We start from the raw sequence: 19,228 nt of genomic DNA, 5'->3' as shown, positions 1-19,228 counted from the left end.
GTCACAGCACGTCGACGGCCTCGACGACCCGGTCGATGACGCCGTAGAGCTCGGCGTGGGTGTTGGGGATGGACAGGTAGAGCAGCGCCGGGGCCGCGAGGCCGGTGTCGACCAGCAGCAGTGCGGCCCGCTCGCCGGTGGCGTCGTAGCCCTCCGCGTCCCAGCTGAGGGTGAACTCGTAGAGCCAGCCCGGGGCGCCGTCGACGGTCACCGCCTCGTCGCGCAGCTCCTCGCGCTCGTTGGGCCCGGGGTAGTAGTTCGCCCGCACGCTCTCGGCGAGGGTCTCCACGGTGGCCTGCTCGCTGCCGGGGCCGGTCCAGCCGTACCCCTCGGCGACCGGGCCGGAGGTGATCTGGGCGATGAACTCGCCGCCGTCGGGGACGGCGTCCTGGGTGACGAAGTACTGGCCGCGCACCGAGGTGGTCTCCAGCGGCGGGAGGAGCACGTACTCGTACCAGCCGTCGCCGAGGAAGGGGTAGGCGATGCCGGCGGCCTCGTCGACGATCTGCACGGTGCCCGGCGCGAAGGTGGGGCCGGTGGGGACCGGCCCGGCGACGCCGGTCGGCCGGGGGTCGGCGGTCGGCCGCCCGGCGACCACCGCGACGACGACCACGGCCGCGACCACCACGACCGCCACGACGGCGGCCACCGCGATGCCGACGGCCCGCCCGGGACCGCGCGGGGCCGGCGGGGGCTGCCAGGCCGGGGCGGGTGGCCGGGAGGTGGTCTCCCCCAGCCCGGTGGTGACGCCGGGGCCGGCCGGGGTGGTGACGTCGGACCAGGTGACGCCGTTCCACCAGCGGACCATCCCGGGCGCGCCGTCCGGGTCGGGGTAGTAGCCGGCGGGGGCCGGCCCGGGCCCGCTCACAGGTCGTCCCGCTCGGCCTCGTCGCGCCACCAGCCCAGCAGCTCGGACAGGCCCTGCTGACCGCCGCGGCCGGTGACCGTGGCGTAGCCCGAGCGGTCGTCCCAGGTCCAGGTCAGCCGGGGCGCACCGCCGGCATCGACCGAGCAGGACAGCCGGCCGAGGGGCTGGTCGTCGAAGTCGGCGAGCCGGACCCAGCCCTGGTCGCCGTCGGAGCTCGAGCAGTCCGAGGAGCTGTCGCCGTCCAGCTGGGCCAGCCCGTCCCGGGCGACGAGGTCGTCGAAGGCGGCCGCGGCCTCCTCGGGGGAGCCGAACAGGGCGTAGGACTGGCTGCTGGGCCCGTCGGCGGACGGGCTGACGCCGCAGTCCAGACCGGTGACCGCCCCGTCGCCGGGGTCGGTGCGGGTGCAGGCCGCGGGGTCGACGTCGCCGGGCAGGTCGACGGCGAGCAGCGCCTGCCGGGCGTCGGCGAGGTCGGCGCGGGCCTGCCCGCCGCGGACGGTGGCGATCGCCGCCCACGTCCCGAGCCCGACCGCGAGCACGGCCAGTGCGGCGACGGCGACCTGCAGCCCGCGCCGCCGGGGCGCCCCACCCGCGGCGACCGCCGCCTGCGGGGCCCACGGCGGCGGCCCGGGGAAGGCGGGCGGCTGCACGCTGGTGCGGGCGGGTGCCGGCCCCAGCGCGGTGGCCGGGCGGCCGTCGTCGGCACCCCCGCCGACGACCGTCGGGGCGGTGCCGCGCGGGCCCGGCGGCCGCTCGGCGGGGCGGGGCACCTCGATCCCGCTGACGCCGAGCGCCGCGCGGGCGGCCGCGGCCATGCCGCCGGCCGACGTCCAGCGCTGCGCGGGGTCCTTGGCCAGGCCGCGCAGCACCACGCCGTCGAGCACCTGCGGCAGGCCGGAGCGCAGCTGGCTCGGCGGCGGCGGGGTGGCGTTGACGTGGGAGTACATCTGGGCGACCGCGTCGCCGGGCGGGAAGGGCCGGTGGCCGGTGAGGGCCTCGAACAGCACGCAGGCCAGCGAGTAGACGTCGGTCGCCGGCGACAGCTCCCTGCCGTGGAACCGCTCGGGCGCCATGTACTCGGTGCTGCCGATGGTCAGCCCGGTGCCGGTCAGCGAGGGCCCGGTCTGCTCGCCGACGGGCCGGGCGATGCCGAAGTCGACCAGGTAGACGAAGTCGTCCCCCGCGACGGAGGTGGCCAGGTCGCCGCCGTCGGCGCGGGCCACCAGCAGCACGTTGGAGGGCTTGACGTCGCGGTGCACCAGGCCGTCGGCGTGCGCGGCGTCCAGCGCGCGGGCGACCTGGCCGACGACGTCGACGGCCCGGGCGGGGTCCAGCGGGCCGGTGCGGCGCAGCAGCGTGGCCAGGTCCTCCCCCTCGACCAGGCGCATGTCCAGGAACAGCCGGCCGTCGACCTCGCCGTAGCGGTGGATGGGCACCACGTGCGGCTCGCGCAGCCGGGCCACCACCTTGGCCTCGCGGCGGAACCGCTCCCGGTAGGACTCGTCGTCGGCCCACTGCGGGTGCAGGACCTTCAGCGCCACCTCGCGCTCGTGCTCGTCGTCCAGGGCGCGCACGACCTCGCCCATACCGCCCCGGCCGAGCACGCCGAGCACCCGGTAGGGGCCGAAGGTGTCACCCGCGTCCACGCCGGCCCCTCAGCGGGCGAACGGCACGGCGGCCAGCTCGCGCCACAGGTGAGCGGCCGCCTCGGCGCCGCGGTGCAGCATCGGCAGCAGCACCCGCTCGTTCGGGGCGTGGATGCGGTCGGTGGGCAGCCCGACGCCGAGGAACAGCAGCGGGGCGCCGAGCACGTCGACCAGGTCGGCCTCGGGACCGCTGCCGCCCTCGCGGGTGAACAGCACGTCCTCGGCGTCGCGGTCGAAGGCCTGCCCGATGGAGGTCAGCAGGGCCGCCATCGCCGGGTGGTCGAGGTCGCTGGCGCAGGGGCTGACCCCGCCCGGCGGCACGTGCACCTCGGCCTCGATGCCGTCGGGGACGTGCGCCGCCACCCAGGCCCGGACCTGGTCGGCGAGGTCGGCGGGCACCTGGTCGGCGACCAGCCGGAAGGTGACCTTGGCGTGCGCCTCGGCCGGCACGATCGTCTTGTGGCCGGGGCCGGTGTAGCCGCCCCACATGCCGTTGACCTCGGCGGTCGGCCGGGCCCCGATCCGCTCCAGGGTGCTGAACCCGGCCTCGCCGGCGGCGGTGCGGGAGGCGGCCGGGCCGGCCAGCCACGCGGCCTCGTCGAAGGGCACCCGGCCCATGAGCTCGCGCTCGCGGTCGGTGAGCGGGCGGACCTTGTCGTAGAAGCCGGGCAGCGTCACCCGGCCCGTCTCGTCGTGCAGCGCGGCCAGCAGCGACGCCATCGCGTGCAGCGGGTTGGGCACCGCGCCGCCGAAGGAGCCCGAGTGCAGGTCGACCCCGGGGCCCCGGAGGGTGATCTCGGCGTCGGCCAGGCCGCGCATCGCGGTCACCGCGCTGGGGACGTCGGGGGCGGCCATGCCGGTGTCGCTGACCACCACCACGTCGCAGGCCAGCCGGTCGCGGCGCTCCTCGAGCAGGGCACGGAAGTGCGGCGAGCCGGACTCCTCCTCGCCCTCGACCAGCAGCTTGACCGTGACGGCGGGGGTGTCGCGGCCGGTGGCGGCCAGGTGGGCGCGCATGCCCAGCAGGTGGAAGGCGACGTTGCCCTTGTCGTCGATGGCGCCGCGGGCGTGCAGCTCCGGGCCGAGGTCGGTCTGCACGACGGTGGGCTCGAACGGCGGGTGGGTCCAGGCGTCCTCGGGGGTGACCGGCTGCACGTCGTGGTGGCCGTAGACCAGGGCGACGGGGGCGCCGGCGTCGGCGGAGGGCCACTCGGCGTAGACGGCGGGGGCCCCGGCGGTGGGCCAGACCTCGACGACGGGGAACCCGACCCCGCGCAGCGCACCGGCCAGCCACTGCGCGCTGGCCTCGACGTCGGGGGCGTGCGCCGGGTCCGCGGAGATCGACGGGATGCGCAGCCAGGCGTCCAGGTCGGCGTGCAGGTCGTCGAGGTGGCCGGTGACGAAGTCGCGTTCGGGGTTGCTGCTCACGCTGGTGCTCACACCGGCGACCGTAACGCGCCCGCCGGGCCGGGCCGGGCTACGTTCGCGGGCATGAGCGCGGGCCTGCTGCAGGTGGACGTCGGCGACCTGGTCTTCGACGTGCGGACCGACGGACCCGAAGACGGCCGCCCCGTGCTGCTGCTGCACGGGTTCCCCGAGACCTCGCTGTCGTGGTCGGCGGTGACGCCGCTGCTGGCCGAGGCCGGGCTGCGCACGTACGCCCCCGACCAGCTGGGCTACTCCCCCGGCGCCCGGCCCGGCGAGACCGACGCCTACGCCCTGCCGGCGCTGGCGGCGGTGACCGCGGACCTGATGACCGCGCTGGACCTGCCCACCGCCGACGTGGTGGGGCACGACTGGGGCGCCAACGTGGCCTGGGCGCTGGCCGGGTGGCACCCCGACCGGGTGCGCACGCTGACCGCGGTCTCGGTGCCGCACCCGACGGCCTACACGCTGGCCTACCGGGCCGACCCCGAGCAGAAGGAGCGCTCGGCCTACATCAAGCTGTTCTGGCAGCGGGACAAGGCCGAGCGCGTGCTGCTGGAGGACGACGCCCGCCGGCTGCACCGGATCCTGGGCGACGTCCCGCCGGAGGCGATCGAGGAGTACGTGGCGCACCTGTCCGCGCCGGGCGCGCTGACCGCGGCGCTGGACTGGTACCGGGCGATGAGCTCCTCGACGCCGCTGGACCCGGTGGACGTGCCGACGACCTACGTGTGGAGCGACCAGGACATGGCCGTGGGCCGCACCGCGGCGCAGGCGTGCGCGGACCAGGTGACCGGGGACTACCGGTTCGTCGAGCTGACCGGCGTCTCGCACTGGATCCCCGAGACCGCCCCGCGGGAGCTGGCCGCGGCCGTGCTCGACCGGGTCGCGCGCGGCTGAGCCCGCCCCGTCCACGGGGTCACCCGCCCGTGACCAGGGCGACCAGGCCGTCCTCGTCGAGCAGGTCCACCGGCCGCAGGGTGACCCCCGCCAGGACGTGGTGGAAGCCGGCGCTGACCTGCTCCACCGGCACCCCGACCAGCCGGGACCAGCCCAGCCGGTAGGCGGCCAGCTGCACCCCCACCGCGGCCAGCTCGGCCGCACCGGGGACCGGGCCGGTCTTCCAGTCGACCACCTCGTACCGGGTGCCGTCGCCCTCGCCGTCGGTGCCGTAGACCGCGTCGATGCGCCCGCGGAGGGTCAGCGGGCCCAGCGGGGTCTCGAACGGGGCCTCGACGTCGACCGGCTGGCGGTGGGCCCACTCGCTGGCCAGGAACGCCTCCTGCAGCGCGGTCAGCGCCTCGTCGGGGGCCGCCGCAGCGTCGCCGGAGCCGGGGAGCTCGTCGAGGTCGATGAGCCGGGAGGCCCCGAACCGCTGCTCCAGCCAGAGGTGGAAGGCGGTGCCCCGGCGGGCCAGCGGCGCGGGCGCGGCCGGCAGCGGCCGGCGCAGCCTGCGGGCCAGGGCCGCCGGGTCACGTCGCAGCGCGACCAGCGCGGACACCGACAGGTGCCCGGGCAGGGCCACCTCGGTGGCGCTGCGACCGGACTCCGCCCGCTCCCGCAGCAGCAGCTGGGCGTCGCGGACCCACTCGTCGACCACCGGGTCCTCGGCGGCACCGAACCCCGGCTCGCGCAACGGGTGCGGCCGGGTCGCGCCGACCAGCTCGGCGGCCGCGGACAGTGCCCGCCGCCGACCGGCCGACAGCGGGTCGGCCGGCCAGACGCCGACCGGCCACTCGGCCAGCGCGGGGTTGGTCGCGCCGTCGGGCGGCGGGTCGGCCCAGGTGTCGACCCCGCCCAGCTCGGGCCCGACCGCCTCGACGGCCTCGCGCACGGCGAGCAGCAGGCTGGACGGCCCGTTGGGCTTGACGCCGTCGCGCCACCAGCTGCCCGAGCACAGCAGCAGCCGGCGGGCCCGGGTGACCGCGACGTAGCCCAGCCGGACCTCCTCGTCGGCGCCGAAGGCCTTCCACTCGGCGACGTAGTCGCCCAGGGCGTCGCGGACCTGCGCCTGGTCGCCGGACCCGGGCACCGGGAGCCGCAGCTGCGGCAGCTCGGCGCGGTCGGTGCGCCGCAGGTCGACCGGCACTGCACCGGGGTCGTTGATCCAGGAGTCGGCGGTGTCGGTGCGGCTGGGGAACTGGCCGACCGTCATGCCCGGCACGCCCACGACGTCCCACTCCAGGCCCTTGGCCGAGTGCGCGGTGAGCAGCTGCACCGCCTCGGGGTTGACCGCGACCTCCCCGGGCTCCAGCCCGCGCTCGCGCACCTCGGCGTCGGACAGGTAGCCCAGGAACGCCGGCAGCGAGGGCAGCTCGGCCAGGTCGGCGAACTCCGCGGCGACGGTGTGCAGCGCGTCGAGGTGGGTGCGGGCACCGCCGGGGCTGGCGTCGGGGTGGCTGGCCAGCTCGGTCTCCAGGCCCAGCACCCGGACCACCTCGTCGACCAGGTCGGGCAGCGGCTCCCCGAGCCGGCCGCGCAGCACGGCGAGCTCCCCGCCCAGCCGGCGCAGCCGCCGATGGCCCTCGGCCGAGTAGGCCGCCGGGGCGCCGAGGTCGTCCAGCGCCTCGACGATGCTCCCGCGCTCGGCCGGCAGCACGGGAGCGGCCACCTCCCCGCCCGCCGTGGCCCCGGCCGGTGCGGTCGGCTCGGGGCCCGGCCGGCGCTCACGCACCAGGTGGCGGGCGCGGGCCTCCAGGGCGGCGAGGTCGCGCGGGCCGATGCGCCACCGGGCCCCGGTGAGCAGCCGGCCCAGGGCGTCCCCGGCCGTGGGGTCGACCAGGACGGTCAGGGTGGCCACCACGTCGGACACCTCGGGGACGTTGAGCAGCCCGCCCAGGCCGACGACCTCGACCGGCAGCCCGCGCTCGCGCAGCGCCGCCGCGATGCCGGGGAGCTGGGCGCGCCGGCGGGCCAGGACCGCCACCGTGGGGCGGGGCGCCCCCGGTGCCCGGCCGGCGCCGTGCCACTCGGCGGCCAGCCGGTCGGCCAGCGCCACGGTCTCCTCGGCCACCGTCGGGTGCAGCGCTACCCGGACCTCGCCGGGGCCCGCGGTGGGCGCGGCGGTGAGGTCGGGCAGCGGTGCGGCGCCGGCGGGCTGCGGCAGGTCGGCGGCCACCCGGTTGGCGACGGCCAGCACGGCGTGGTCGTTGCGCCAGCTGGTGGACAGGGTCAGCCGGGCCGCGGGGCGGTCGGGTGCGCCCGGGAAGGTGCGCGGGAACCGCTCGATGGTGCCCGAGGAGGCACCGCGCCAGCCGTAGATCGACTGCCGGGGGTCGCCGACCGCCAGGACCGGGTGGTGGCTGGCCCCGCCGAAGAGGGCCTCGAGCATGCGCAGCTGGCCGACGGAGGTGTCCTGGTACTCGTCGAGCAGCACCACCCGCCAGCGCGCCCGCTCGCGGCGGCCGACGTCGGGCGAGGTGGTGGCGACCCGCGCGGCGGACGCGACCTGGTCGGCGTAGTCGATGGCGCCCGCGGCGCGCTTGCGGGCCTCGAAGGCCTCGACCATCGGCAGCAGCGCGACCCGGGCCCGCTGCCGGCCCAGCATCTTCAGCACCTCGGCGTAGGGGCCCTTGGTGCGGCCGGTGACCGGGTAGGCGTGCACCTGCGCCTGCAGCCGGTCTGTCCAGGTGCGCAGCTGGTCGGGGGTGACGTCGTGCTCGCCCAGCTCGGCGGCCAGCTGCAGCACGTCCTCGGTGGTGCTCACCAGGCCGAGCGCGACGTCGGCCATGTCGCCGGTGTGCGCGGCGACGACCGTGGCGGCCTGGCCCCAGCACATGGCCGGGCCCAGCACGCCCGCGCCGGGCTCGACCCCGATCCGCAGGCCGTGCTCGGCCACGATCCCGGCGGCGTAGCCGTGGTAGGTGGCCACCGTGGGGGTGGCCACCTCGAGACGGGCGCGCAGGTCGGGGTCGGTGTCGGGGTGCGCGGCCAGCGCGGTGAGCCGCAGCCGGATGCGGGCGCCGAGCTCGCTCGCCGCCTTGCGGGTGAAGGTCAGGCCGAGGACGGCCTCGGGCGCGACGAGCTGGTTGGCCACCAACCAGGCGACGCGGGCGGCCATGGTCTCGGTCTTGCCCGACCCGGCCCCGGCGACCACGACCATCGGCCGGTCGACGGGGGCCTGCACCACCGCGGCCTGCTCCGGCGACGGGGCGTAGGACAGCCCGCACCGCCGGGCGACCTCGGCCGGGTCGAGCAGCTCCGGCAGCGCGGTCGGGGCGGGCGCGACGAAGCCCGGCAGCTCGAGGGCGAGCTGGCCCTCGGCCGGTGCCCGGCGGGTCACCGGGTCACCTGCCGGCCGGCCTCCTGCAGCGGGCAGCTGCGGCGGAAGGAGCAGCGGTCGCAGTCGGTGTCGGTGCGCACCTCGAAGGTGGCCGCACCCATGCCCTCGCCGACCTCGGCGACCAGCGCCCCCGCCCAGGTGGTCGTGGCCGGGACGTCGCCGGGCAGCGGCGGCTGGGTGTGCTCCTTGGCCGCCTTCTGCGTGCCGCCGACCTGCAGCAGGGCCGCTCCGCCGGGCACGGTGCCGTGCTCGGCGAAGGCGCCCTCGGCGACGGCGACCTGGTAGGCGGCGAGCTGGCCGTGCTCCTCGACCGTGCGCGGCGGGGTCTTGCCGGTCTTGAGGTCGACGACCACCAGCCGGCCCTCGTCGTCGCGCTCGAGCCGGTCGACCTGGCCGCGCAGCCGGGCGCGGCCGACCACGACGTCGAAGTCCTCCTCGGCCGCGACGAGCTCGCGGCGGGTCCCGGCGTGCCAGGCGAGGAACTTGGCGAGCATCTCCTGGGCCCGGTCGCGCTGGCGCTGGTCGAACCAGCCGGGGCCGAGGTCGAGCAGGTCGAGCTCGGCGGCGAGCACCTCGGGCGCGCGGTCGGCGGGCAGGCCCTCGGCGACCTGCTGGGCCACGTCGTGCACCGCCGACCCGACGGTGCGGGTGGTCTCGGGCGAGGCCTCGGCGCCGACCGACCCGAGCACCCAGCGCAGCGGGCAGCGCTGGAAGGTGTCGATCGCCGAGGGCCGGACCCGCACGACGGCGTCGGGGGCGGCCAGCGGGGCGTCGTCGGACAGCTCGGGCAGACCCCACCAGCCGGCCGGGTCGGCGCCCGGGACGCGTTCCTCGGCCAGCCGGCGCAGCACGGCGGCCGCGCTGGACCGCCGGGCCGCCGGGGTGTGCGGGTCGGTGAGCGCGCGGCGGAGGTCGGCGACCAGCGCGGGCAGGGTCAACGCCCGCGGCAGCGGGGTGTGCGGGCGGACGCCGTCGCCGTCGGCCGGCGGGGGCGCGACGAGGTCGAGGAAGCGGGAGGCGTTGGCGCCGACGTCGCCGCCGTCGAGGCCGGCGTCGACCGCGGTGACGACCAGGCGCCGGCGGGCCCGGGTGGCCGCCACGTAGAACAGCCGCCGCTCCTCGGCCAGCGCCAGGGTGCGCCGGTCCAGGGTGGAGGTGTCGGCGCCGGCCGCGACGTCGACGAGGTCCTCGGCGCCCAGCAGGCTGGCCCGGGTGCGCAGGTCGGGCCACACGCCCTCCTGCACCCCGGCCACGCAGACCAGGTCCCACTCCAGGCCCTTGGACGCGTGCGCGGTGAGCACCCGGACGGTCTCCCCCGCCGGTGCCCGCGCGGCCCCGCCGTCGCCGGGGAGCTCCTGGGCGCCGAAGTGGTCGACGAAGTCGGCCACCTGGGCGCCGGGCAGCCGGTCGACGAAGCGGGCCGCGGCGTCGAACAGGGCCACGACGGCGTCCAGATCGCGGTCGGCCACCGCACCGGCGGCACCGCCGGCGGCGCTGGCCGCCGCCCACCTCGGGGACAGCCCGCTGGCCTGCCACATGGCCCAGAGCACGTCCTCGGCGGACCCGCCCCGCAGCAGCGCGACCCGCCCGGCGGCCAGCACCCCGGCCACGCGGGTGGCCGGCCGGGCCACCGGCTGGGGGACCTCGTCGAGCAGGGTCGCGTCGGCGAGCAGGTCGGCCAGCGGGGTGCCGCGCTCGGCGGGGTCGACGCCGCGCTCGACGAGGGCCCGGCGTGCGGCACGGCGCAGCCGGCGCAGGTCGAGCACGGTGGCCCCGCCCAGCGGCGAGGCGAGCAGGGCCTCCGCGCCGGACTCCGTGAGGCCCGTCCCGGCCGGCACCGTCCCGGCGGGGCCGGCGCCGGCCGGGTCCGGGGAGTCGGTCGCGAGCTCGCCGGGCGGATCGGTGCGGCGGTCGGGCAGCAGCGCCCGCAACGCCGCCAGCAGCGGCTCGACGGCCGGCTGCTGGGCCAGCGCCAGGTCGTCGGAGGACACCGCGACCGGCACCCCCGACTGGGCCAGGGCACGGCGCACCGGCCCCAGCGCCGCCGACCCGCGGACCACCACGGCCATCCGGGACCAGGGCACGCGGTCGAGCAGGTGCGCGCGGCGCAGCACGTCGGCGACGTGCGCGGCCTCGACGGCGGGGGTGTCGAACACGTGCACCTCGACCTCGCCGGCCGGGGTGCCCTCGGCCGGGGTGAGCCGGCGGTGCTCCCACGGGCCGGGCAGGCCCTCGGCGACCCGGCGGCTGACCCGCAGCAGCTCGGCGCCGGACCGCCGGCAGACCCCGAGCGCGACGGTGCCGGCCGGCCGGCCGTCGACGTGCCGGAAGCGCTGCGGGAACTCCAGCAGCCCGCGCGGCTCGGAGCCGCGGAAGGCGTAGATGGCCTGGTCGGGGTCGCCGACCACGACCAGGTCGCGGCCTCCCCCGGCCAGCAGTTCGAGCAGCTCCACCTGTGCAGGGTCGGTGTCCTGGTACTCGTCGACGAACAGCCACCCGGCGCGCGCCTGCTCGGCGCGCAGCAGTGCGTCGTCGGCGCGCAGCTCCTCGATGGCCTCGCGGACCAGCTCGGCGGGGTCGAAACCGCTGCCGGACCCGCCGAACAGGGTCTCGAACGCGGTGACCTCGGCGTACTGCCGGGCGAAGCGTGCCGCGGCCACCCAGTGCGGCCGGTCGTGCGCCCGCCCGAGCTCGGCCAGCCGCTGCGGCGGCAGGCCCCGTTCGGTGGCGCGCAGCAGCAGCTCGCGCAGCTCGCGGCGGAACCCGGCGGTGCCCAGGGCCGGGTGCAGGTCGGCGGGCCACCGGACGCCGTCGTCCTCGGCGTCGCCGGCGAGCAGCCGGCTGACCGTGAGGTCCTGCTCGGCGGAGGTGAGCAGCCGCGGCGGCGGGTCGCCGCGCAGGGCGGCCGCGCGGTGCAGCACGCCGAAGGCGTAGGAGTGGAAGGTGCGCGCCACCGGCTCGCGGATGGTGCGGCCCACCCGGGCGGTGATGCGGGTGCGCAGCTCGGCGGCCGCCTTGCGGCTGAAGGTGAGCACCAGGACCTGCTCGGGGTCGTGGCCGGCCTCGATGCGGGCGGCGACCGCCTCGACGAGGGTGGTGGTCTTGCCGGTGCCCGGGCCGGCGAGCACCAGCAGCGGCCCGCCGCGGTGGTCGACGACGGCGCGCTGGGCGGGGTCGAGGACCGGCGGCGCCGGGTGGGCGCCCGAGGGCAGGACGAGCCGGTACTCCGGTTCGGCGGTGCCCGTGGCGCTCGTGCCTGCTGCGCTCATGCCGCTATGGCACCACGGGGGTACGACAGGATCGCCGGCGGCGCTCAGTCGTCGGGCCAGAGCACCGCCGCGAGGTCCACCCGCTGCCGGCGGACGGGGACCCCCTCGGCGGCCAGCAGCGCCAGCTGGCGGGCGCGCACCGGCTCGGCGGCGCTGCCGTCGGCCCGCACGACCCGGTGCCACGGCACCGCGGCTCCGCCCTGGGACAGCGCACGGGCGACCCGCCGGGGACCCACCCCGACGAGCCGCCCGACCGCGCCGTACGTGCTGACCCGCCCGGCCGGGATGGACTCCACGACGTCGAGGACGGCCTCGTCGACGTCGCCGGGGTCCCGGCCGGGCCGGACCGACCCGGTCAGGTGGTCGGCCCGCACCCGGTCGGTGTCGCCGGTCAGTTGTAGTTGCTGTTGGTCAGCCACCAGTCGTAGAGGGTGGCCACCTCGGCCTGCGTCGAGCCGGGGAGCCGGACGATGCCCTCGGTCAGGTACTCGTCGTCGGTCCACAGGATGAACACGTAGCCCTCGGGCGAGATGCCGCAGCCGACCTGACCACCGGGCACGCCGCCGGCGGTCCAGGTGCCGCTGCCGACCGCCGTGGAGCAGTCCTGGCCGTCGGCGATGGGGGTCACGCCGGCCGTGGTGGCGTCGGCCTCGAAGACCGAGTCCAGCGTCGACTGGCTGTCGTAGAGGTAGAAGCGCGCCGCCTCCGGCCCCGGCTGGGTGGCTGCCGCGCCGCACTCGACGGCAGCGGTGGCGCCGTCGCCGGGCACCTCGATCGGGCCGCAGTCGGAGAAGTCGACCGGCAGGATCGACAGCAGCTCGTCCTGGCTGTCGCTGCCCGAGCTCGAGGACGTCGTCCCCCCGCTCGAGGACGTCGTCCCCTCGCTGGAGGAGGACTCCGACGACGACGAGGTGGTCGTGGTCGCGGTGGTCGTGGTCGCGGTGTTGTCGGTGTCGTCGCCGCCGTTGGTGAGCACCACGACGAGGACGACGGCGATGATGATCACCAGGGCCGCGACGCCACCGATGATCAGGCCCTTCTTGTTCCCGCCCTGACCCGACGGAGGACCGCCGTAGGGCCCCCCGGGCCCGCCGGGACCGCCCGGGCCACCGGGGCCGCCGTAGCCGGGTCCGCCGTAGCCGGGACCGCCCGGACCCGGCTGACCCGGACCTTGCTGCCCGTAGCCGGGCTGGCCGAACTGCTGGGTCGGCGGCTGCTGACCGCCCCACCCGCCCTGACCGGGGCCCTGCTGACCCGGGCCCTGCTGACCGAACCCCGGCTGGCCGGGACCGGGCTGACCGGGGCCGGGCTGCCCGAACTGCTGGGTGGGCTGCTGGCTGCCCCAGCCCCCCTGCCCGGGCTGACCCGGACCCTGCTGCCCGGCGCCCGAGGAGCCCTGCTGGCCGAGGACCTCGGTCGGCTGCTCACCGCCGGGCTGCTGGCCGTACGGCGGCTGCCCGCCCTGGGACGGGTTCCCGTAGGGCGGCTGGCCCTGGGGCGGCTGGCTCATGGGGAGGACCTCCACGTCGTGCGGACTCTGCCGAACCGGATCGTAGGGCCGGGCAACGACATCGGCTGAGCGGGATGATCACGAGTCCGTCACGGGCGGATCAGGCGCGCCGGCCGGTGGCGGCCAGCAGCCGCACCCACGGCGCGGCGTCCCCCGCGACGTCGACCGGTGGCCCCACGGCGGCCGGCACGGCACCCGGGCCCGCCCGCCGGACGACGGCCAGGCCGGCGTCGACCAGCTCGGTGTCCAGCCGGGGGTCCCCGCCGGTGGCGCGCGCGAGGTCCCAGGCGTGCACGGTCAGCTCGGTGGTCACCGCGGCGACCTGGTCGGCGACCGGCACGGAGCCGGTGGGCAGGTCCACCACCCGCTCCAGCGCGCCCGGCTGGGCCAGCGCGGTCAGCGCCGCGTCACCGGCGTCCTCCCAGGACCCCAGCGGGTCGCCCGCGATCAGCTCCTCGGTGCCGGTGGGCACGTCGTCCGGCGCACCGCCGTGCAGCAGCGACGACAGCCGGCGCTGTCCGGCGACCAGGTGGGCCACCAGGTCGGCGACGTCCCGGCCGGGCAGCGCCGCGGCGTCCCACTGCTCGCGCTCGACGGCGTCGACGAGGTCGGTGACCTGGGCCTGGGCCCGCTGGAAGAGCTCCAGCAGCCGGGCGTGCTCGGCGTCCACCTGCTCAGTCAAACGCAGACGGGGCCGGACCCGCAGGTCCGGCCCCGTCGTCGCGCGGCGCGTCAGTAGGTGGGCAGCGCCTTGTCGATGCGGGTCGCCCAGGCGGTCACGCCGCCCTGGACGTGGACGGCGTCCCTGAAGCCGGCGGCCTTGACCGCGGCCAGCGCCTCGGCCGAGCGGACGCCGGTCTTGCAGTGCAGCACGATCGGCTTGTCCTGCGGCAGCGAGGACAGCGCGCGCCCGGAGAGGATCTCGTCCTTGGGGACCAGCTTGGCGCCCGGGATCGACACGATCTCGTACTCGTTGGGCTCCCGGACGTCGATCAGCTCGAAGTCCTTGCCGGCGTCCATCATGTCCTTGAGCTCGTCGACGGTGATCGTCGAGCCGGCGGCGGCCTCCTGGGCCTCCTCGCTGACCACGCCGCAGAAGGCCTCGTAGTCGATGAGCCCGGTGATGGGCTCCGCCTCGGGGTCCTTGCGGATCTTGATGGTCCGGAAGGTCATCTCCAGGGCGTCGTAGACCATCAGCCGGCCCAGCAGCGTCTCGCCGATCCCGGTGATCAGCTTGACCGCCTCGGTGGCCTGGATGGCACCGATCGTCGCGCACAGCACGCCGAGCACGCCGCCCTCGGCGCAGGAGGGGACCATGCCGGGCGGCGGCGGCACCGGGTACAGGTCGCGGTAGTTGGGGCCGTGCTCGTCCCAGAACACCGACACCTGGCCGTCGAAGCGGTAGATCGAGCCCCACACGTAGGGCTTGCCGAGCAGCACGCACGCGTCGTTGACCAGGTAGCGGGTCGCGAAGTTGTCGGTGCCGTCGACGACCAGGTCGTACTGGCTGAAGATCTCCTCGACGTTGGAGGAGTCCAGGCGCACCTCGTGCAGCCGGACGTCGACCAGCGGGTTGATCTCCTTGATCGAGTCGCGGGCGCTCTCGGCCTTGGACCGGCCCACGTCGGACTGGCCGTGGATGATCTGGCGCTGCAGGTTGGACTCGTCGACGACGTCGAACTCGACGATGCCGAGGGTGCCCACGCCGGCGGCGGCCAGGTACATCAGGGTCGGCGAGCCGAGGCCGCCGGCGCCGACGGCCAGCACCTTCGCGTTCTTCAGGCGCTTCTGCCCGTCCATCCCGACGTCGGGGATGATCAGGTGGCGGCTGTAGCGGCGGACCTCGTCGATCGACAGGTCGGCGGCGGGCTCCACCAGGGGTGGCAGCGACACGTCGGGCTCCTAGCGTTGCGGTTTCGTCCTCCGAGAGCGCCAACAGCGTGCCAGCCGCCGCTCTTCCCGCGGCTAGGGGTAGGGCCAGGCGTTCTTCGCGCAGCCCTGCAGGCCCAGCGTCTGCTGCTGCATCACCGGCGCGAGCTGACCGGGGCCCGGGCAGGGCTGGTGGCCGTTGCCCAAGGCGTGGCCGACCTCGTGGTTGACCACGTACTGCCGGTAGGTGGCGATGTCCCCGGCGTAGTCGGGGACGGCGGTCTCCCACCGGGCGAGGTTGATGACGGCACGCTCCCCGTACCGGCAGGAGGTGTAGCCGCCGGTGCCCACGCCGGGGCAGTAGGTCTCCATGCTGCCCGGGCTGACCAGGCTCACGCGGAAGTCGTAGTCGCCCGCGGCGGCCTCGGCGGCACCGACCCGCTGGAAGCTCATCGCGCCGTCGTGGCCCCAGGAGCGGGGGTCGCCGAGGGTGGCCTCGACGGCGGCGGCGAAGGTCGGGCCGTCCATGCCGATGCCGTCCTCGACCTCGACGACGAAGCGCTGCAGCGGGCCGGTGCCGTAGACCGCCGAGCTGCCGTCCACGACGCTGACGGTCCCGGCGCCGACCTCGACGTAGCTGGCGGGGCCGGTCGTGGCGGCCAGGTCGGTCGGGTTGGCGTCGCCCTCGGCGGGCGCCGACGGCTCGGCCGGCACGGCGGCCGGCGGGCTCGACGCCGGCGTCCCCGCCGGGGACGACGGGGCGGACGACGACGGGGTGGACGACGACGGCGGGGCCCCGGTGGCCGAGGCAGGGTCGGTGGCGGTGACCGCCACGTCGACCAGCGCCAGCACGGTGAGCACCGACAGCAGCGGGACGGCGTAGGCGCGCCAGCCCCAGCGGGCGACGAACCGGGTGAAGCGGCCGCCGGCCTGCGCCGAGCGCGGCCCGCGCCGGCCGACCGGGTCGCGCCGGGCCACCAGCGGGCCGGCCGTGGTGCGCAGCCCGGTGCCGGCCACCGGGCGGGGCAGCGGGTCCGGCGCGGGCGGGAAGGTGGACCGGGACCGACCACGGGGACGCGGTCCCACCAGCGGCGGGGGCACCACCGGCCGGCCCCGGGGATCCCGGGGACCACCGGCAGCGGGACCGCGACCCGGGCCGGGGCCGGGGCCCAGGTCGGCGGCGCGGTCCGGCGGGGTCACGCCGGCCAGGTTCTCACGACCGCCGTCGCGGACCGGTCCGTACGGGCCTGCCCGGTGCGTGTCCGTCCGTCCCGTCGCACCCGTCCCACGGCCGGCCGGTCAGGCGCCGCCGCCCTCCTCGAGGAGCGCGAGGACGGCCCGGGCGGTGTCCTCGGGGGCCTCCATCATCGCCACGTGCCCCACCCCGGGCTGCACCTGCAGCCGGGCGTCGGGCAGCGTCGTGGCCAGCCGGGGCGCCAGCCGCGGGTCGACCAGCTTGTCCCGGTCGCCCCAGACCACCAGCGCCGGGGCGGAGACCCCGCGGGCGGCGCGCCAGGCGTTGGCGCGGCCGACCCGGAGGTAGGAGGTCATCAGGCCGCGCATCGTCCGGGTCAGCGCCCGCCCGGCCCACGCCTGCTCGTCGCGGAGCCGGGCCTCCTCCACCGCCTCGCGCAGCCGCACCTCGGGCACCCGGGACGGGTCGCCGAAGCACATCTCCAGCGTCATCCGGACCCGGTCCTCCGGTGCCCCCAGGCGGACCCGCTTCTCGGCCAGCGCGGGGATGCCGGGCAGCAGCAGGAGCGCGATCGCCCGGTCGAAGGCGGCCGGCACGCGGTAGACCGGCATCGCCGGGGAGATCAGCGTCAGGGTGGCGACCAGGTCGGGCCGCCGGGCGGCGACGAGCAGGCTGACCAGCCCGCCGAGGGAGTTGCCGACCAGGTGCACGGGGTCGCCGGCACCGGGGCCGGGCCGGGCGGAGACGTCGGCGAGCACGGCCTCCACCGCCTGCACGTGCCGGGCCACCGCGTAGCCGCCGTCGGCAGGCGGGGCGGACCGGCCGAAGCCGGGCAAGTCCAGCGCGAACCCCTCCACCCGGCCCGACAGCAGCCCGGCCAGGTCCGTCCAGTTGGTCGAGGCCCCGCCCAGGCCGTGGACGTAGAGCGCACGCCCGCGGGGGCCGCCGTCGGGTCCGGCGTAGGGGGTGTGCCGCAGGAACACGGTGCCGCCGTCGGCGGGCAGCTCCTCCCCCGGCCACGGCGGGCGCCACCCCTCGTACACCGGCAGCGTCGCGCCCGACCGCCCGGCCGCCCGCGGCACCCCGGGCGCAGCGCGGGGAGGGGCGGTCACCGGGGCGGGACGCACGTCGGGCACCCGCGGGACGGTAGACCACCCTCCTGGCCCGGGCACGGGCGACCGAACCCGCCGGTAACATCGGCCGCGCCATGCAGCCCTCCCGACCGTCCGCACCCGCCGACGACCCCGTGCGCCGCACCGGGCGGCTGCCCCGCGGCGCCCGCCGGCTGCAGCTGCTGCGGGCCGCGCAGGAGGTCTTCGTCGCCCAGGGCTTCCACGCCGCGGCCATGGACGACATCGCGGTGGCCGCCGGGGTGAGCAAGCCCGTGCTCTACCAGCACTTCCCCGGCAAGCGGGAGCTCTACCTGGCCCTGCTCGAGCAGCAGGTCGGGGAGCTGACCGAGCGGATGCGCGAGGCGATGAGCGGCACCGACGACAACCGCACCCGCGTCGACGGCGCGGTCGGGGCCTTCTTCGACTTCATCGACGCCGACGGCGAGGCGTTCCGGCTGGTCTTCGAGTCCGACCTGCGCAACGACGACGAGGTGCGCCGGATCGTCGACGCCGGCACCCGCGGGTGCGTGGAGGCCATCGCCGAGGTCATCGCCGCCGACACCGGCGTCGACCAGGAGCGGGCGCTGCTGCTCGCCTCGGGCATGACCGGGCTGGCCGAGACCAGCGCCCGCTGGTGGCTGCCGCGCAAGGGCACCGTGTCCCGCGACGAGGCGGTGGCGCTGATGAGCTCGCTGGCCTGGCGGGGCATCTCCGGGTTCCCCCGGCTCGGCGACGCCGACCACCCCACCCGCGGCTGACCCCCTCCGCCGGCCCGGCGTTCGCCGACAGCGCAGCCCGCGGCGCCGCACGCGCCCCGGGGCTCGGCTAGCGTCGATCGGGTAGCGGCACCGGCCGCCAGACCTGAGGAGGCATCTCCAGCGTGGAAGTCAAGATCGGTGTCCAACACTCCCCCCGCGAGCTGGTCATCGACAGCCCGAAGACCCCCGACGAGATCGCGGACGAGGTCTCCAAGGCCATGACCGGGTCCAAGGACGGGCTGCTGACCCTGGTCGACGAGCGCGGCCGCCGCGTCGTCGTCCCGACCGACCGGATCGCCTACGTCGAGATCGCCGAGGCCGACGTCCGCCGGGTCGGCTTCATCGCCGGCGGCGCCTGAGCGCCGGGTCCGCCGGGGCCCACGTGGCCCCGGCGGACCTCACCCGTTCAGCCCCAGCGACCGCATCCTCTCGCTGTGGGCGTCCATCAGCCGCTGCAGCAGGTCGGCGACCCCGTTGAGGTCACCGGTGCCGCTGATGAGCAGGTCGGCCAGGTCGTCGCGGTCGGCGATGACCGCCTGGGACTGGGTCAGCGCCTCCCCCACGAGGCGCCGGGCCCACAGCGCCAGCCGGCCGGACAGCCGCGGGTCCTCCGCGATGGCCGCCCGCACCTCGCGGACGGCGAAGTCGGCGTGGCCGGTGTCGGCCAGCACCTCGAGCACCAGGCCGCGGTCGGGCTCGGGCAGGAAGGCCGCCACCTCGCGGTAGAAGTCGCGGGCGAGCCCGTCGCCGACGTAGGCCTTGACCAGGCCCTCGAGCCAGGTGCCCGCGCGGGTGCCGTCGTGGAAGGCGTCCAGCGGCCCGGTGAAGGGGGCCATCGCCGCGGCGGGGTCCCGGCCGAGCTCGGCCAGCCGGTCGCACACCCGCTGGTGGTGGCCCATCTCGGCGGCCGCCATGCGGGCCAGCGCGGCGCGGCCGGCCAGGGTCGGGGCCAGCCGGGCGTCCTCGGCGAGGCGGTCGAAGGCGGTCAGCTCCGCGTAGGCCAGCACCCCCAGCAGGTCCACGACCGCCGGCTCCAGCGAGGCGTCCACGCCGCCGCCGGGACCGCCGTCCACCGCGTCCGTCGAGCTCACCCGGGCACTCCCTCCACGCCGCCGGACCCGCCCCCGACGGGGGCGGGCACGCCCGCCACCTGCCGCGGGACCTGTGCGGACCGTATCCCGAGGTAGGATGGCCCGCGGCGAGCCGCACGGCTCGCTCTCCGTGTGCGCTGATGACCGCTGGACGACGACCGCCGGGCCCGCCTGACCGCAGGTTCCCCCCGGCCGGTCCCCCG

General features: G+C 77.2%; 15 protein-coding genes. 3 read left to right on the top strand and 12 right to left on the bottom strand.

Going from position 1 to position 19,228, the window contains the following annotated elements; all coding sequences use genetic code 11:
• Window position 1: 1 nt before the first annotated feature.
• Genes BM158_RS06435 through BM158_RS06425 form a run of 3 tightly spaced genes read right to left on the bottom strand, consistent with a single transcriptional unit; the run spans window position 2 to window position 3,954 of the window.
• Window positions 2–868 (bottom strand): DUF2510 domain-containing protein, encoded by an 867-nt coding sequence (locus BM158_RS06435; RefSeq protein WP_091555626.1) that lies wholly within the window; start codon window positions 866–868, stop codon window positions 2–4.
• On the bottom strand, window positions 865–2,514 hold the full coding sequence (locus BM158_RS22000) for a serine/threonine-protein kinase (RefSeq protein WP_207506202.1): 1,650 nt from the start codon (window positions 2,512–2,514) through the stop codon (window positions 865–867). The genes BM158_RS06435 and BM158_RS22000 overlap by 4 nt, the downstream gene beginning before the upstream one ends.
• A gap of 9 nt (window positions 2,515–2,523) precedes the next feature.
• Window positions 2,524–3,954 (bottom strand): M20/M25/M40 family metallo-hydrolase, encoded by a 1,431-nt coding sequence (locus BM158_RS06425; RefSeq protein WP_229827608.1) that lies wholly within the window; start codon window positions 3,952–3,954, stop codon window positions 2,524–2,526.
• Window positions 3,955–4,005: 51 nt separating this feature from the next.
• Here BM158_RS06425 and BM158_RS06420 point away from each other — a divergent pair, with 51 nt between their 5' ends.
• Window positions 4,006–4,839 (top strand): alpha/beta fold hydrolase, encoded by an 834-nt coding sequence (locus tag BM158_RS06420; protein WP_091555624.1) that lies wholly within the window; start codon window positions 4,006–4,008, stop codon window positions 4,837–4,839.
• 19 nt (window positions 4,840–4,858) lie between these two features.
• Here the strand turns inward: BM158_RS06420 and BM158_RS06415 are convergent, their stop codons facing one another.
• From BM158_RS06415 to BM158_RS06375, 8 genes are all read right to left on the bottom strand, one after another.
• Window positions 4,859–8,221, bottom strand: coding sequence for an ATP-dependent helicase (locus tag BM158_RS06415; RefSeq protein WP_091555622.1), 3,363 nt, complete (start codon window positions 8,219–8,221; stop codon window positions 4,859–4,861).
• Window positions 8,218–11,490, bottom strand: a complete 3,273-nt coding sequence (locus BM158_RS06410) for an ATP-dependent helicase (protein ID WP_091555620.1) — start codon at window positions 11,488–11,490, stop codon at window positions 8,218–8,220. Before BM158_RS06410 ends, BM158_RS06415 begins: the two co-directional genes overlap by 4 nt.
• 44 nt (window positions 11,491–11,534) lie before the next feature.
• Entirely contained in the window at window positions 11,535–11,909 is a 375-nt protein-coding gene (locus tag BM158_RS06405) for an MGMT family protein (RefSeq protein WP_229827609.1), read from the bottom strand.
• Window positions 11,882–13,000: a hypothetical protein gene (locus BM158_RS21480; RefSeq protein ID WP_131801985.1), complete on the bottom strand. Its 1,119-nt coding sequence runs from the start codon at window positions 12,998–13,000 to the stop codon at window positions 11,882–11,884. The genes BM158_RS06405 and BM158_RS21480 overlap by 28 nt, the downstream gene beginning before the upstream one ends.
• A gap of 100 nt (window positions 13,001–13,100) precedes the next feature.
• A complete protein-coding gene (locus BM158_RS06390) occupies window positions 13,101–13,670 on the bottom strand; it encodes a TIGR03086 family metal-binding protein (protein ID WP_091555614.1) in 570 nt (189 codons plus the stop codon).
• Window positions 13,671–13,732: 62 nt separating this feature from the next.
• The gene (gene moeZ, locus BM158_RS06385) at window positions 13,733–14,893 is read right to left on the bottom strand and encodes an adenylyltransferase/sulfurtransferase MoeZ (RefSeq protein WP_091555612.1); all 1,161 of its coding nucleotides are present in this window, start codon (window positions 14,891–14,893) and stop codon (window positions 13,733–13,735) included.
• A gap of 72 nt (window positions 14,894–14,965) precedes the next feature.
• Complete coding sequence (locus BM158_RS06380) at window positions 14,966–15,886, bottom strand: DUF3152 domain-containing protein (protein WP_229827610.1); 921 nt, start codon at window positions 15,884–15,886, stop codon at window positions 14,966–14,968.
• A 282-nt stretch (window positions 15,887–16,168) separates the two neighbouring features.
• Complete coding sequence (locus tag BM158_RS06375; protein WP_229827611.1) at window positions 16,169–17,200, bottom strand: alpha/beta fold hydrolase; 1,032 nt, start codon at window positions 17,198–17,200, stop codon at window positions 16,169–16,171.
• Between the two features lie 71 nt (window positions 17,201–17,271).
• On the opposite strand from BM158_RS06375, the gene BM158_RS06370 reads away from it, so the two are divergent.
• Both BM158_RS06370 and BM158_RS06365 read left to right on the top strand, forming a co-directional pair.
• Window positions 17,272–17,934, top strand: coding sequence for a TetR/AcrR family transcriptional regulator (locus tag BM158_RS06370; RefSeq protein ID WP_091555610.1), 663 nt, complete (start codon window positions 17,272–17,274; stop codon window positions 17,932–17,934).
• Window positions 17,935–18,056: 122 nt separating this feature from the next.
• The gene (locus tag BM158_RS06365; RefSeq protein ID WP_091065422.1) at window positions 18,057–18,293 is read left to right on the top strand and encodes a DUF3107 domain-containing protein; all 237 of its coding nucleotides are present in this window, start codon (window positions 18,057–18,059) and stop codon (window positions 18,291–18,293) included.
• Between the two features lie 39 nt (window positions 18,294–18,332).
• Here the strand turns inward: BM158_RS06365 and BM158_RS06360 are convergent, their stop codons facing one another.
• Window positions 18,333–19,025: a ferritin-like fold-containing protein gene (locus tag BM158_RS06360; protein WP_165628846.1), complete on the bottom strand. Its 693-nt coding sequence runs from the start codon at window positions 19,023–19,025 to the stop codon at window positions 18,333–18,335.
• Window positions 19,026–19,228: the final 203 nt, after the last annotated feature.

The organism is Klenkia taihuensis (assembly GCF_900112525.1).
GTDB classification, from domain to species: Bacteria; Actinomycetota; Actinomycetes; order Mycobacteriales; family Geodermatophilaceae; genus Klenkia; species Klenkia taihuensis.
Note: the sequence above shows the minus strand (reverse complement) of the source record. Positions and strands in the feature narration are given on the sequence as shown.